This is a genomic window from Clavibacter quasicaliforniensis, from assembly GCF_051201715.1.
GTDB classification, from domain to species: domain Bacteria; phylum Actinomycetota; class Actinomycetes; order Actinomycetales; family Microbacteriaceae; genus Clavibacter; species Clavibacter seminis.
In genome coordinates this window covers 2,973,553-2,988,325 of the sequence record NZ_CP139624.1, presented here as the reverse complement: position 1 = coordinate 2,988,325, position 14,773 = coordinate 2,973,553, and the positions used below count along the sequence as shown (strand labels likewise).

At 71.4% G+C, this 14,773-nt stretch carries 12 protein-coding genes; 4 read left to right on the top strand and 8 right to left on the bottom strand.

Annotation, left to right across the window (positions count from 1 at the left end; all coding sequences use genetic code 11):
- Positions 1-61 precede the first annotated feature (61 nt).
- From NL142_RS14190 to NL142_RS14175, 4 genes are all read right to left on the bottom strand, one after another.
- Positions 62-1,861 carry a glycoside hydrolase family 35 protein gene (locus NL142_RS14190; protein ID WP_435080224.1) on the bottom strand — a complete coding sequence of 600 codons (1,800 nt, stop codon included), beginning with the start codon at positions 1,859-1,861 and terminating at the stop codon, positions 62-64.
- Positions 1,862-1,942: 81 nt separating this feature from the next.
- Positions 1,943-3,295 (bottom strand): ABC transporter substrate-binding protein, encoded by a 1,353-nt coding sequence (locus tag NL142_RS14185; RefSeq protein WP_435080223.1) that lies wholly within the window; start codon positions 3,293-3,295, stop codon positions 1,943-1,945.
- Positions 3,296-3,356: 61 nt separating this feature from the next.
- Positions 3,357-4,307, bottom strand: a complete 951-nt coding sequence (locus tag NL142_RS14180) for a carbohydrate ABC transporter permease (RefSeq protein WP_194684390.1) — start codon at positions 4,305-4,307, stop codon at positions 3,357-3,359.
- A gap of 2 nt (positions 4,308-4,309) precedes the next feature.
- The gene (locus NL142_RS14175) at positions 4,310-5,251 is read right to left on the bottom strand and encodes a carbohydrate ABC transporter permease (RefSeq protein ID WP_194684561.1); all 942 of its coding nucleotides are present in this window, start codon (positions 5,249-5,251) and stop codon (positions 4,310-4,312) included.
- 109 nt (positions 5,252-5,360) lie between these two features.
- Here NL142_RS14175 and NL142_RS14170 point away from each other — a divergent pair, with 109 nt between their 5' ends.
- Complete coding sequence (locus NL142_RS14170; RefSeq protein WP_435080222.1) at positions 5,361-6,410, top strand: LacI family DNA-binding transcriptional regulator; 1,050 nt, start codon at positions 5,361-5,363, stop codon at positions 6,408-6,410.
- 9 nt (positions 6,411-6,419) lie between these two features.
- On the opposite strand, the gene NL142_RS14165 is transcribed toward NL142_RS14170, so the two are convergent.
- The gene (locus NL142_RS14165; RefSeq protein WP_435080221.1) at positions 6,420-7,499 is read right to left on the bottom strand and encodes a hypothetical protein; all 1,080 of its coding nucleotides are present in this window, start codon (positions 7,497-7,499) and stop codon (positions 6,420-6,422) included.
- A 233-nt stretch (positions 7,500-7,732) separates the two neighbouring features.
- Between NL142_RS14165 and NL142_RS14160 the strand changes: the two genes are divergently transcribed.
- Complete coding sequence (locus tag NL142_RS14160) at positions 7,733-8,869, top strand: glycosyltransferase family 9 protein (protein WP_435080220.1); 1,137 nt, start codon at positions 7,733-7,735, stop codon at positions 8,867-8,869.
- A 67-nt stretch (positions 8,870-8,936) separates the two neighbouring features.
- Here NL142_RS14160 and NL142_RS14155 read toward each other — a convergent pair whose 3' ends face one another.
- The 3 genes from NL142_RS14155 to NL142_RS14145 all read right to left on the bottom strand — a co-directional run bounded on the left by NL142_RS14155 (position 8,937) and on the right by NL142_RS14145 (position 12,201).
- On the bottom strand, positions 8,937-10,277 hold the full coding sequence (locus NL142_RS14155) for an ABC transporter substrate-binding protein (RefSeq protein WP_435080219.1): 1,341 nt from the start codon (positions 10,275-10,277) through the stop codon (positions 8,937-8,939).
- A gap of 63 nt (positions 10,278-10,340) precedes the next feature.
- Positions 10,341-11,252, bottom strand: coding sequence for a carbohydrate ABC transporter permease (locus tag NL142_RS14150; RefSeq protein ID WP_435080218.1), 912 nt, complete (start codon positions 11,250-11,252; stop codon positions 10,341-10,343).
- Between the two features lie 10 nt (positions 11,253-11,262).
- On the bottom strand, positions 11,263-12,201 hold the full coding sequence (locus NL142_RS14145; RefSeq protein WP_194684396.1) for a carbohydrate ABC transporter permease: 939 nt from the start codon (positions 12,199-12,201) through the stop codon (positions 11,263-11,265).
- A 269-nt stretch (positions 12,202-12,470) separates the two neighbouring features.
- Here NL142_RS14145 and NL142_RS14140 point away from each other — a divergent pair, with 269 nt between their 5' ends.
- Together NL142_RS14140 and NL142_RS14135 are read left to right on the top strand one after the other, a co-directional pair.
- Positions 12,471-13,700, top strand: coding sequence for an ROK family transcriptional regulator (locus NL142_RS14140; protein ID WP_194684397.1), 1,230 nt, complete (start codon positions 12,471-12,473; stop codon positions 13,698-13,700).
- Positions 13,697-14,773, top strand: coding sequence for an ROK family protein (locus tag NL142_RS14135; RefSeq protein ID WP_435080217.1), 1,077 nt, complete (start codon positions 13,697-13,699; stop codon positions 14,771-14,773). The genes NL142_RS14140 and NL142_RS14135 overlap by 4 nt, the downstream gene beginning before the upstream one ends.

Here is a 14,773-nt window from a genome sequence, read left to right as displayed (position 1 = left end):
GGCGCTCGCGCGCCCACCCGGCCCGTACCCACTTCCCCCGTCCCTCACACGGAGGCGCGGATCACGACTCCAGGTGCCCCAGCTCCGGCTGCGCCAGGAACGCCACGACCGGATCCGCCGCCGCGCCCGTGTCGAACACGACGAGGTCGTTGCGGCCCGCGCGGAGCTGCGCGCCCGGCACGTAGAGCGTGTGCTGCGGCCCGCGGGTCCAGTAGCGGCCGAGCGCGAATCCGTTGACGAAGGCGACGCCCTTGCCCCACGAGCGCGTGTCGAGGAAGAGGTCGGCGGGCGCGTCCATGTCGAAGGACGCGTGCGCGAGCACCGGCCCGTCGAGGAAGCGGACCGGCTCCGCGACAGACGCCTCAGCGAAGGACGCGGCGGACGAGACTGCAGCCGCCATCGCGTCCAGGTCCAGCGGCACGCTCGCCCATCCCGTGAGCTCCGCGCCGTCGAGCGTCGCCGGCCCGATGAGCCCCTTGGCCTCGCCGATCCGCACGCCGTAGTTGACGCGCCCCTGGTCCTCCACGAGCACCTCGAGGATCCGGCCGGGCGGCACCGTGATCGCGGTCTCGTGCTGGTCGCGCTGGATCACGCCGACCCGCACGCCGTCGACCGAGACGACGGCCCGGTCGCGCACCTCGCCGAACGCGAGCACGCGCGTGCGGGTCGACGCGGGCAGCTCCACCCGGTGCAGCGCGAACCCCCGGAAGACGCCGAGCTGATCCATCGACGGCACCGCGTCGGTCGCGCGCCAGGCGGCGGCATCGTCCGGCACCACGTCGGCCAGCGGCACGGCCGCGCCGAACGCGACCTCGAACGCGGGTGCGTCGCCGCGCATCGCGGGCACCTCGTCGGGCACGGACCGGTAGCGCGCGATCACGTCGCGGAAGGCGAAGAACTTCTCCGTGGGGGATCCGGTCTCGTCGAGCGGGGCGTCGTAGTCGTACGAGGTGACGTGCGACTGGTACGTGCCCTTGTGGTTGGCGCCGTTCGTGAAGCCGAAGTTGGTGCCGCCGTGGAACATGTAGATGTTGACGGAGGCGCCCGCGGCGAGCAGCGCGTCCAGCTCGGCGGCGGCGTCGGCCGCGGAGGTCGTGTGGTGGTGCTCGCCCCAGTGGTCGAACCAGCCGTCCCAGAACTCGCTGCACATGAGCGGGCCGGTAGGCTGGTGGCGGCGCAGGGTGGCGAGGCGCTCGGTGGCGCGCGAGCCGAAGGATCCGGTGCGGTGCAGCTCGTCGAGACTGCCGCGGGAGAGCATCTCGTCGGTCGGCTGGTCGACGGTCGTCAGCGGCACGATGATGCCGGATTCGCGGGTGAGGTCGACGAGGTGCCGGAGGTAGTCGGCGTCGTCGCCGTATGCGCCGTACTCGTTCTCGATCTGCACGAGGACCACGGGCCCGCCGTGGTCGATCTGCCGCGGCGCGACGATCTCGTAGACGCGGCGGAGGAACTCGTCGACCGCCGCGAGGTACAGCGGCTCGCTGCGGCGCACGCCCACCGCGGGATCCTCGAACAGCCAGCCCGGCAGCCCGCCGCCATCCCACTCCGCGCAGATGTACGGGCCCGGGCGCACGATCGCGTGCATGCCCTCCGCGTGCACGAGGTCGAGGAAGTGGCCGAGGTCGAGGCCGGCGCTCGTGTCGAACGCGCCGCGCTCGGGGGAGTGCGCGTTCCAGGCGACGTACGTCTCGATGGTGTCGAGCCCCATGAGCCGGGCCTTGCGGATCCGGTCGGCCCACTGGTCGGGGTGCACGCGGAAGTAGTGGAGCGCACCCGCGATGACGCGGTGCGGGCGGCCGTCGAGCTCGAAGTCGTCGGCGCCGATGCGGAAGCGGCTGCTGGTGGCGGGGAGGCCGGTCATGTCGTGTCCTTGTGTGAGGGAGGGCATGGGAGAGGGGAGGCGCGACTCGCGTCGCACCTCCCCTCGGGTCGATCGGTGGTGCTACTTCACGTCGACGGTGAAGCCCTGCTGCTGGCCGTACTCGGCGGCCGCCTTGCCCCACGCCTCGAGGACGGGGTCGAGCGACGTGCCGTTGGAGTACGCGGACGAGGCCGAGTCGCTGAAGATGCTGTTCGTGTACACCTGGAAGGGCAGGTACTGCCATCCGGTGACGACGTTCTTCGAGGCCGCGCTGAGCACCTCGTTGATCTTCTGACCGCCGAAGTACTCGGGGGCGTCGCCGAGGAACTCGGGGCTGTTCAGGTCGGCCGTGGTCGACGGGAATCCGCCGGCGTCGAAGGAGATCTTGCGACCCTCCTCGTTGGCGGTCGTGAACTTGGCGAACTCCGCCGCGACGAGCTTGTTCGAGGACTGCTGCATGACGGCGATGGAGGATCCGCCGCTCTCCGCGGTCGCGGTGTCACCCGCGGTGTACTGCGGCATGGGGGCGACGCGCCACTGGCCGGAGCCCGCGGTGGCCTGCGCCTCGAGGTTGCCGGGCATCCAGGCGCCGGTGATCAGCGTCGCGATGGATCCGTCGCCGAGGCCGCGGAACCACTCGTCGGTCCAGCCGGGGGTCTGGGCGAGCGAGCCGTTGGCGACGAGCTTGTTCCACATGGCCGTGTACTTCTTGGCGCCCGCGTCCTGCATGTCGATGGTGACCTTGTCGCCGTCGACCTTGTAGGGGTGGCCGCCGGCCTGCCAGATCATGCTCGTGGTGAAGCCGGCGTCGCCGGAGTCGCTGGTGATGTACTGGTTCGGGTCGGCGGCGTGCATCTTCTCCGCGGCGGCCACGTACTCGTCCCACGTGGTGGGGACGGCGATCTGGTACTTGTCGAAGATGTCCTGGCGGTAGAACATCGCCATGGGGCCCGAGTCCTGCGGCAGCGCGTAGAGGGCGTCGCCCTCGGTGACCGCGTTCCAGGTGGACGCCGTGAACTGGTCCTTGAGGTCCGTGTAGCCGTAGCCGGAGAGGTCGGCGAGGGACTTGCCGAGCGCGAACTGCGGGATCGCGAAGTACTCGATCTGCGCCACGTCGGGAGCGCCCTTGCCCGCCTTGATGGCGTTCTGGAGCTTCGTGTACTGGTCGGCGCCGGTGCCGACGTTCTGCACGTCGACCGTGATCTTCGGGTGCTCCTTCTCGAACGCCTCGGCGATCGGCTTGATCGCGGGGGCCCAGCCCCAGACGGTGATGGAGGACTGCGTGTCGAGGGCCTTCGCGAGGTCGTCGGCGGAGGCGGTGTCGGCGCTGGCGCCGCCCGATCCGGAGGAGCACGCCGCGAGGGAGCCCGCGAGGACGATGCCGAGGCCGAGCGCGATGGCGCGCTTCGCCCTGCGGGGGAACGAGATGGACATGGTGGTGCCTTTCACTTCTTCGTGGTGGTGAGGGGAGGTGCGGAGGTGCTGTCGGAGGGCGCTACGCCTTGACGCCGCCGGCCGAGAGGCCGGACTGCCAGTAGCGCTGGAGGAAGAGGAACGCGATCACGATCGGGATGATCGCGAGGAACGAGCCCGTGATGACGAGGTTGTAGATCGGCTGGCCGCCCACGGTGGTGGACTGCGCGTTCCACTGGTTGAGGCCCACCGTGAGGGGGTACCAGCGGGAGTCGCTCAGCATGATCAGGGGGAGGAAGTAGTTGTTCCAGGTCGCGACGATCGAGAACAGCAGCACCGTGATGAGGCCGGGCGACAGGAGCCGCAGGCTGATCGTGAAGAAGGTGCGGATCTCGCTCGAGCCGTCGATCCGGGCCGCCTCGAGGATTTCCTCGGGGACCGAGTCGACCGCGTAGGTCCAGATGAGGTACAGCCCGAAGGGGCTGATGAGCGACGGCAGGATGATCGCCCACGGGGTGTTCGTGAGGCCCATCTGGCTGAAGAGCAGGAAGGTCGGCACCGCGAGGGCCGTGCCGGGGATCGCGACGGCGCCGAGCACCACCGCGAACACGATCTTCTTGCCGGGGAAGTCGAACTTCGCCAGGCCGTAGCCCGCGAGGGTGGCGAGCAGCGTGGCGCCGCCCGCTCCGACGACCACGTAGATCAGCGTGTTGCCGAGCCAGCGGACGAACTCGCCGTTGCCGTAGGTCAGCACGCCCTGGATGTTGTCCCACAGCGCGAAGTCGCCCGAGAACCAGAGGCCGAACGAGCTGAACAGCGCGTCCTGCGTCTTGGTCGAGTTGACCAGGAGCCAGAACAGGGGGAGCACGGAGTAGATGAGCAGCAGCGCCATGACGAGCGTGAGCACGATGCTGCGGCGCTCGCGTGGGGCGCCGGCGCTCTTGCGGCGCTTGGGCGTCTTGTCCGCCGGGGTGGCGCGGACGGGCGTGCCGGCGTCGGGCGCGGCGATGGGGGTTCCGGTGAGGGTCGACACGGTCAGCTGTCCTTCCGGGTGCCGACGAGCTGCACCACGTAGGCGACCACCATCGTCAGGACGCCCATGATGATCGCGATGGCGGCGGAGTAGTTGAACTGCTGTCCCGCGAAGGACAGGTTGTACGCGTACATGTTCGGGGTGAAGTACGAGCTGATCGCGTTCGGCGCCAGCGTCTGCAGGATGTTCGGCTCGTTGAAGAGCTGGAAGCTGCCGATGATGGAGAAGATCACGCCGATGACGAGCGCGCCGCGGATGGCGGGGAGCTTGATGCCGGTGATGATGCGGAACGGGCCCGCGCCGTCGAGCTCGGCGGCCTCGTAGAGGTCCGGCGAGATGACACGGAGGGCCGCGTAGAACAGCAGCATGTTGTAGCCGACGAACTCCCACGTGACGATGTTGCCGATCGACGCGAGGATCCAGCTCTGCGAGAGCAGGTCGGGCAGGTCCCAGCCGGTGGCCTGCTCGACGTTGCCGACGAGGCCGAAGCGGTTGCCGTAGATGAAGCCCCACATGAGCGCCGCGACGACCGCGGGGACGGCGTACGGCAGGAAGATCGAGATGCGGAAGAACGCCGTGAAGTGCAGGCGGGCCGAGTCGAGCGCGAGGGCCGCGAACAGGGCGATGAAGAGCATGATCGGCACCTGCACGACGAGGAACAGGGCGACGCGGCCGAGCGCGTCCCAGAAGTTCGGGTCGTTGAGCGCCTGCGTGTAGTTGGCGATGCCGACGAACGAGTTGCCGCCGATCATCCGCTCCTGGAACAGGCTGAGGTAGATCGAGTAGCCGACCGGCGCGATGAGGACGACGAGGAAGACCACGAGGAACGGGGCGACGAAGCCCAGCCCGGTCCAGCGTCGCCGGTCGCGTCGCATCGGGGGACCGCTCGGGCGGGCCGCGTCGGGCGCCTTCGGCCGGGTGGCCGAGGTCGACATCGTCGTCATGTTGTTCCACTTCGTCGGGGGATCTCCGCGCATCCAGCCCCCGGGGGAGGGCCGTCACCCCTTTCGGGGCGATTGGGTGTTTGCGCAAACATCTGTGATGCTCGCAACCATGACATCTCCACCGTCGGCCGTCAAGTCGGGTGGCCGGCGCACGCCCGGCGGCCGCACCGTGTCGATGGCCGACGTCGCCGCGCACGCCGGGGTGTCCGCCCAGACGGTCTCCCGGGTGTCCAACGGGGCGCAGAACGTGGAGGCCACGACCCGGCAGCGGGTGATGGATGCGATGGCCGAGCTCGGCTACCGGCCGAACAGCGCCGCGCGGGCCCTGAAGACCGGTCGCTTCCGCAGCATCGGAATCATCATGTTCACGCTCTCCACCCTCGGCAACATGCGCACGCTCGACGCGATAGTCACGGCCGCGTCCGGCGCCGGGTACACGATCACGCTGATGCCGGTGCCGCATCCGACCGAGGGCGAGGTGGCCGGCGCGTTCAGCCGGCTGCAGGAGGAGGCGGTCGACGGAGTCGTCATCATCATCGAGGCGCACATGCTCGACCGGGCCGACGTGATCATCCCCGTGGGGCTGCCCGTCGTGATCATCGACTCCGACGCGGGCGACCCCTTCGTGGTGGTGGACACCGACCAGGAGCAGGGCACACGGCTCGTCACGCAGCACCTGCTGGACCTCGGGCACGCCGCGATCGTGCACGTCGCCGGGCCGTCGACCTCCTACTCGGCGGCCCGCCGCGCGGCCGAGTGGCGCGCGACCATGCTCGACGCGGGGCTCGCGCCTGAGGATCCGGCGCAGGGCGACTGGACCACGGCGTCGGGCTACCGCATCGGGAAGGAGCTCGGGCAGCGCGCCGACATCACGGGCATCGTCGCCGCGAACGACCAGATGGCGCTCGGGATCATGCACGCGCTGCACGAGCTCGGTCGCGACGTGCCGGGCGACATCAGCGTGGTCGGCTTCGACGACACCGAGGAGTCGAGCTCGTTCTGGCCGCCGCTCACCACCGTGCACCAGGACTTCACGGAGATCGGCCGCCGCTCGATGCAGGTGCTGCTCGAGATGCTCGACGGCCGCGAGCCCTCGGGCGACCGCATCGTGCCGACGCGGCTCGTGGTGCGCGAGAGCGCGGGGGCGCCGCGGGCGTGAGGCGCCGGGTCAGCTCCGCGTGGCCTCTGCCCGCGGCGGCAGCGGCTGGCCCTTCGCGATGGTGCCCGTCGTCGCGGTGAAGGTGTTGCCGCCCTCGAACAGCGCGTAGGTGTCCGACGGTGAGTCGAGGTGGATCACGATGGGGTTGTTCGAGTGGTCGAACCTGCAGCCCTCGACGATGACCCGGCCGCCGCTGCCGACCTCGATGGCCGCGTACTGCTCGGATCCGGCCTGCGTGTTGTCGAACGTCACGCCCTTCACGTCCACGTCGCCGCGGAGCAGCGGCCGTCCCCGGACGAGCGGGCCGATGTGGTCGTCCACGAGGTTGACGTGCAGATGGCCGGTGACCGCGTAGCTGTCCTTCGCGTTGGCGCCCACCAGGATCCCGAGGCGCTCGGACGCGAGCGGCTGCAGGCCGAAGCCCCAGTCCCAGCGGATGGACGGGTCGATGTCCGCGTACGCGCGCGAGTACGAGAACGTGCTGTTCGAGATGGTGACGTCGTCGGCGCCGCGGGTGACGGACATGAGGTCGTCGGTGGTGTCGTAGGCGACGATGTGGTCGATCGTCACGTGCGCTGCCCCGCGCACGCTGATGGCCTCGTAGTTGACGCCGACGCCGTAGGGCTTCGTCGCGGCACCGGTGAGCGCGACGAGGTCCTGGATGCGGCCGTGCATGGTGAGGTCGCGCACCGTCACGTCGTGGATGGCGCCCGCGTAGGTGAGGTCGAAGATCCGCAGCTGGATGTTCACGAGCTCCACCGTCGGGGTGGCGCCCTCGATGACGGTGCCGCTCGATGCCGCGTCGAGCACGTCGACGTAGACGGGCGACGTGCCGCCGTAGAGGGAGGTGGTGATGACGATGTGGTGCGCGTGCTGGGTGATGGCGGCCTGCAGCGCCTCGACGCTGGCGACGCGGGCGGTGGGGCCGGCGCCCGTGGCAGCGGAGCCGGAGCCGGCGGCGGTGGTGCTCGCGGCGGCGGAGGTGCTGATCGCGGGAGCGCCGCTCGCGGTGGCGGTCGGGCCGGTGCCCGTCAGTGCGACGAGCATGAGCGCGCCGGCGAGCGCGGCGGGGAGGGGGCGGATGCGCATGTGCGCCTCTCATGAGGGGGCGTCGGCGTCCGAGGAGGCCGGCGCGGGATCGGGAGGCGGCCGCCCGTCGACGCGCAGCCTCTATGTCAGACGATCGTCTGACAGGTCACCGTAGCGGCGGGCGCGGCAGCCTCGGACGGCCTCCGCACAGGGCCGGACGCGAGCCCGCGTTTCGACGCGCCCGCCGCGGGGAACGGGAAGGGGGACCCGACCGCCCGAACTGGAGGCCGCCCGTGCCCGTCGTCGCCCCGCTCCACGAGAGATTCCCCGACGTCCGCTCCATCGCCGTGCTGCGCGGCGGCGGGCTCGGCGACCTGATCTTCGCGCTGCCCGCGATGGCGGCGCTCAAGGCCGCGTACCCGGGCGCCAGGATCACGCTGCTCGGCACGCCGCTGCACAGAGCGCTCCTCGCCGGGCGTCCGGGCGGACCCGACGAGATCGAGGTGCTGCCGGTCGCGCGCGGCGTGCGGGACGTGCCGGGCACGGATGCGGACCCCGCGGAGATCGAGGCGTTCGCGGCCCGCATGCGCGAGCGACGCTTCGACCTCGCCGTGCAGGTGCACGGCGGCGGCCGCAACTCCAACCCGTTCCTGCTGCGGCTGGGCGCGCGCCACACCGTGGGCACCGCGACCGACGACGCCGAGCGGCTCGAGCGCGTGATCCCGTACGTCTACTACCAGCACGAGGTGCTGCGCGGGCTCGAGGTCGCGGGGCTCGCGGGGGCGCCCGTCGCCGATCTGGAGCCGGTCGTCGAGGTGACCGACGCCGAGCGGGCGGCCGCGGGCGAGCGCGTGACGGGCGCATCGGGCGGGCTCGTCGTGATCCACCCGGGCGCCACCGACCCGCGTCGCCGCTGGCCCGTGGAGTCGTTCGCGGAGGTCGCGCGCTGCGCCGCCGCGGACGACGCGCAGGTCGTCGTCGTGGGCGACGCCACGGACGCGGCCGATGCCCACCGCATCGTCGCGCTGGGCCGCGACGGGCTGCCCGCGGAGCAGGCCGAGCGGATCACCTCGCTCGCCGACTCCCTCACCCTCGGCGAGCTCGCCGGCCTCTTCACCCACGCCGACGTGGTGCTCGGCAACGACAGCGGCCCGCGCCACCTCGCGCAGGCCGTCGGCGCGCGCACGGTCGGCGTGTTCTGGTTCGGCAACGTGGTCAACGCGGCGGCGTTCGGGCGCACGCGGCACCGGATCCACATCGGCTGGACCACGCGCTGCCCCGTCTGCGGCGTCGACGTGACCCAGGTCGGCTGGACCGCCGAGCGCTGCGCCCACGACCCGTCGCACGTCGCGGAGGTGCGGGTCGACGACGTGCACGCGGACGTGGATCAGCTGCGGCGGGCGTCGCTCGCCGAGCGCGTGACGGCCTAGGCGCGCACGACGACGGCGCGGCCCCTCGTGCGAGGGACCGCGCCGTCGGCGCATCAGCGGGAGTGGATCACCCCGCGTCGAGCGCCGCCTGGCCCGCGGCCGCCGCGGCCTTCAGCGCGTCCTCCGGCGACTCCTTGAGGAGCATCGCCTTCTCGAGCTCGGCGCCCAGCGCGGCGCTCACCTCGGCGTAGTTCGACACCGACGGGCGGGAGCGCGCGTAGTCGAGCTGGTCGACGAACACCTGGATCAGCGGGTTCTCCTTCAGGTACGCGCTGTAGGTGTCCGACGCCTCGGTCTTCGTGTTCGTCGGCAGGTAGCCGCTCGCGATGTCCCACTCGGCCTGCTGGTCGGGCTGCATGAACCAGGAGAGGAACGCGTAGGACCCGGCCTCCTGCTCGGGCGTGCCCTTCGTGATGTACGAGACGTTGGTGCCCGTGTTCATCGCTGGCTGGTCGATCTGCGGGAACGTGAAGACGCCGACGTTCTCGGCGCCGATCCCCTCCTGCACCGTGCTGAGGTTGTACGCGCCGCCGATGAACATGGCGAACTGGCCCGCGTTGAAGAACGGAGCGCCCTGGTTCTGGTTGCTGTCCGCCGCGCTCGAGGGGTACGCGACGCCGTCCTTCACCATGTCGGTCCAGGTGGTGAGCGCCTTCACGCCCTCCGGGGAGTCGAACGCGACCTTCGAGTCGTCCTCGTCCAGGAACTCGCCGCCGGCGCTCCACAGCATCGACTGGAAGGTGAAGACGGGCCACTCGTTGCTGCCGATGGGCAGGTACACGCCGTACTGCCCGTCCTTGGTGAGCGTCTTCGCGTCGGCGGCGAGCTCGTCCCAGGTGGTGGGGGTGTCGGTGATGCCGGCGTCGGCGAACATCTTCTTGTTGTAGATGATCGCGTAGTCGCCGCCGTCGGTCGGCAGCGCGTAGGTGGTGCCGTCGAACTGCCCGGAGGCGAGCATCCCTTCGGGGATGTCGTCGGCGCTGAGCGCGTGGTCGCCCGTGCCGAGCTTGTCGTCGAGCGGCACGATCTTGCCGGTCGCGATGGACTCGCCGAGCGACGACGGCTCCGAGTCGCTGATCACGAGGTTCGGCGCCTGGTCGCTCGAGAGCGCCTGCACCATGCGGGCCGTGAAGCCCTCCGACGCGATGAACTGCGATTGCACCGTGTACTGGTCCTGTGCGTCGTTGAAGCGCTGGACGAGCTCGGTGAGCTTGGTGGCCGCGTCGCCCGTGGCCTGGTTCCACATGGTGATCGTGGTGCGGCCCGAGGCGTCGTCGACGTTGCCCGTGACGGATCCGCCGCTGCACGCGGAGAGGGCGACGGCGGTCGCGATCGCCGTTCCGGCGACGAGGGTCCGCCGGAGGGCGGAGGCGCGCGGGGAGCGCGTCGAGGGGCGGCGGAGCTTCATGGATTCCTCCTGGTGCGGGATGGTGCGGTGCGGTGGGTGCCGTGCGGGGATGCGGGATGCGGCCTAGCGGAGGCCGCCGGAGATGGCCTTGACGATCTGGCCCTGGAAGAGCAGGAAGACCAGGAGGACGGGGATCACCGCGAGCGTGGATCCCGCCATCAGCAGGTTGAAGTTCGAGGCGCCCTCCTGGGATTGGAGGAGCGTGAGGCCGATCTGCACGGTGAAGAGCTCGGTGCGGTTCACGGCGATGAACTGGAAGAAGAAGTTGTTCCAGTTGTAGACGAAGGAGAGGATCGCGAAGGAGCCGATCATCGGCGTCGCCATGGGCGTCATGATCAGCCGGAAGCGCTGCCAGACGCCCGTGCCGTCCATGCGCGCCGCGTCCTCGATCTCCGACGGGAAGTTCGAGAAAAACTGCCGGAACAGGAACACCCCGAGGATCGACGGGATGTTCGGCACGATGAGCCCCTGGTAGCTGTTCAGCCAGCCGAGCGACGAGAGCAGGGTGATGAGCGGCGTGAACACGATCTCGAACGGCACCATGAGCGCCGCGAGCAGCACCAGGAACAGCAGGTTCCGTCCGCGGAACCGGAGCCGCGCGAACGCGTACCCGGCCATGAGGCTCGTGATCACCTGCCCGGCCGTGGAGAGCACCGCGACCACGATCGTGTTCACGTAGAAGCGGCCGAACGGCGCGATCTCGAACAGGCGCGTGTAGTTCTCCGGGTGCCATTCCGTGGGCAGGAACGTCGGCGGGACGGAGAGCGCCTCCTGCGCCGACTTGAAGCTCACGAGCACCATCCAGACGAACGGCCCGAAGAAGATCACGCTCGCGACGATGAGGATCACGTGGCGGATCGTCGACGGGAGGTACCGGCGCAGCGGCCGGCGGCGGCGCGCGGGGCGGGCGTGGCGGGATCCACCGGCGGGGGGCACCGGGGCGGCGGCGGTCTCGTGCTCGAGGGAGATGGTCATGACGGGCCCTTCACAGCATCTCGACGGTGTCGCGGCGCGACAGGAGCTTGAGCTGGATCGCGGTCACGGTGATGCCGATCAGCAGGAGGACGACGGAGGCGGCCGTGGCCGCGCCGCCGTTGAAGAACTGGAAGCCCTGCTCGTAGATCCAGTAGATGGCGGTCTTGGTGGATCCGAGCGGGCCGCCGCCCGTGAGGACGTAGACCTGCGTGAACACCTGCAGCGTGCTGATGAGGCCGGTGATGACCAGGAACCCGCTCGTGGGCGCGACCAGCGGCAGCGAGATGGAGAAGAACCGGCGGACGACGCCCGCGCCGTCGAGCTTCGCGGCCTCGTGGTAGCTCGGCGGGATGGTGGACAGGGCCGCCGAGAAGATGATCATCGTGTAGCCCGTCTGCTGCCAGACGATGAAGACGATGACCGCGACGATGGCCCACGGCTCGGTCGTGAGGAACGAGATCGGGTTGACGCCGAAGGGCTTCAGCGCCGTGTTCACCAGGCCACCGAGCGGCGTGAGCAGGTAGCTGAAGATGAGCGCGCTTCCGACCGTGGGGGCGATGTGCGGCGCGAAGATCATGGTCCGGTAGAACGAGCGGCCGCGGAACGGGCCGTCGAGCATGGCGGCGAAGAGCAGGCCGACGGCCATGGATCCCGGGACCACCACGATCGCGATGATCGCCGTGTTGCGGAGCGCCGCGAGGAACCCGCTCGTGGGGGAGAGGAGCCCCGCGAAGTTGTCGAGGCCGACGAAGCTCGTGGCGCCGGGGGCGCCCGGGTTCCAGTCGGTGAAGCTGTAGACCACGGTCTGCAGCAGCGGGTAGAGGTAGAAGACCGACAGCAGGATCGTGGTGGGGGCGACGAGCGCGTACCCGGCGCGGCCCTCCTTCTCGTGCAGGGTGCGGCGCTGGTACGACTCCGGCAGTCGGGTCGACGCGAGGGCGGTCGTCACGACGGGCCTCGGCGGGATCGGCACGCGGCCGGGCGGGCATCGGCCGCGGCGCCCGGACGGGCGATCGGGGGACGTGCGGTCATCGCGTGCTCCTCGTGGTGGGCGGCTCGGGATCCGGACGCGTGCCCCTCACGGGAGGACGACCTCGTCCGGGAAGCCCTGGCTCTCGACCGTAGGCTTCAGGTGTTTCCCGCATGTTACTGGCCCGTTGCAAGAAGAAGTAGTTCTTTTTTCGTCGGACTTCGTTCGATCGTCGATAGGATGCCGACATGACCCCGAACGCCACGCGCCTCCAGGACGCGGAGGTCGCCCCCGGATCCGTGGGCGACGTGCTCCGTCTCATCCGGGAGGAGCGCGCCGTCTCGCGCTCCGCCATCGCGCGCCGCACGGGCCTCTCGCCGTCCACCGTCGGCATCCGGGTGGACGCGCTGCTGCGCCTCGGCCTCGTCGCCGAGGGCGGGGACGAGGAGTCCCGCGGCGGGCGCCGCGCCCGACGGCTCGACGTCGTGCGGGAGGCGGGATCCGTCGCCGCGGTCGACTTCGGCGCCCGTCACCTCACCGTGGCCGTCGCCGACCTCGCGGGAGACGTCGTCGGCAGCGTGCGGCGGCCGGGGCTGCCCGACCACGACCCGGAGGCGGTCGTCGCCGCCATGTGGGCCGAGGTGCAGGGGCTGCTGGCGGAGCACGGGCTGGATCCCGCGCTCCTGTCCGGCATCGGCGTGGGGCTGCCCGCGCCCATCGAGCACCCGTCCGGCCGGGTCGTGCTGCCGTCCTTCATGCCGTCGTGGCACAACGTCAGCCTGCCGTCGCTCTTCGCCGCGCACACCGACGTGCCCGTGGTCGTCGAGAACGACGCGAACCTCGTGGCGCTCGCCGAGTCGGCGCCCGGCGCCCGCAGCGACGCCGACCACCTCCTCGCGGTGGTGCTCGGCACGCGGATCGGCAGCGGGATCCTCACCGGCGGGCGCCTGCACCGCGGGGCCAGCGGCGCGGCCGGCGAGATCAGCCACTCCGCGGTCGACGGCGAGGCGGCCATCTCCTGCATCTGCGGGATCCCGAACTGCCTCGAGTCGGTCGCGGGCGGCGGCGCCGTGGCCGCGCGGCTCACCGCGCTCGGGCACCCGGTGGAGAGCGCGTCGGACATCATCGAGCTAGGACGCACGGCGGATCCCGAGATCGTCACGGTGCTGCGCGAGGCGGGCACCCGGATCGGGGCGTCGCTCGCCACCATCGTGAACTTCCTCAACCCGCGCGCGGTCGTGCTGAGCGGCACCATGTCGGCGTCCGCTCCGCTCGTGGCCGCCATCCGCGCGGAGCTGTTCTCGCGCTGCCTGCCCATCGCTGCGCACGACCTCGACGTGCGCGCGGCCGCGGATCCCGCGAACGCCGTGGTCCGCGGGGCCACCCGCATGATCCTCGAGGAGGTGCTCGCGCCCGCCCGCGTCGAGCAGCGCGTCCGCGCCCTCGCCGAGGCCGACGCGCCGGGCGCGACCGCGTGACGGGTCAGGACGCGGATGCGACGTCGGCGCGGCCGTGCGCTGTCGTCGCGGTGGACGTCGGCGGCACCACGCTGAAGGGCGCCGTGCTCGACGCCGACGGCGGCGTCGTGGCGCGCCGCATCAGGCCGACGTTCGACGCGCGGACGGACGCGCTCGCCACGCTGCGCGAGCTCGTCGCCGACCTCGTCGACAGGTCCGCGCGCGACGGCACGCGCGTGGCCGCCGTGGGCCTCGCGTCGCCCGGCCTCGTGGACGCGGAGACGGGGAGCATCGGGTACGCCGCGAACCTCGGCTGGTCCGGGCTGCCGCTCCGGCGGATCCTCGAGGACGAGCTGGGCCTCCCCGTGCGCGTGGAGCACGACGCGCGGGCCGCCGCGGTCGCCGAGCGCGCCGCGCACCCGGACGAGGAGGCGGCCTTCCGCGACTTCGTCTTCATCCCCATCGGCACGGGCGTGGCCGCCGCGGTCGTGACCTCCGGCGTCGTCGTCCGCGGCGCGACCGGCGGCGCGGGCGAGTTCGGGCACACGCCGATCGTCGACGGCGGCGACCTCTGCGGCTGCGGCCAGCGCGGCTGCCTGGAGGCCTACGCGTCGGCGACGAGCGTCCTCGCCCGGTACCGAAGGCGCGGGGGCACGGCCGCCTCCTCGACGCCCGGGATCGTCGCGCGGCTCGATGCGGATCCCGACGCGGGGGCCGTGTGGGCCGATGCGGTCGACGCGCTCGCCGTGGGGATCACGACGCTCGCCGTGGTGCTCGACCCCGCGCGCGTCGTGATCGGCGGCGGCCTCTCCGGCGCGGGCGACGCCCTGCTCGTGCCGCTGCGCGCCGCGGTCGACGCCCGGCTCGGCTGGCGGTCGGCGCCGCCCATCATCCGCTCGACGCTCGGCACGCACGCGGGCGTCATCGGCGCGGCCCTGCTCGCCGGCGGCCCCGCCATGTCGCCGGGATTCGCCGTGCGCGCGGAGGCGTCCCTGCGGGCGTCGACCGCCGAGGCCCTGGGCGCGCCCGCGCCCGACGCGCTCGCAGCCACCCCGCCCGCCCCCGGATCCACCGTCCCATCCGCCCGCACGTGA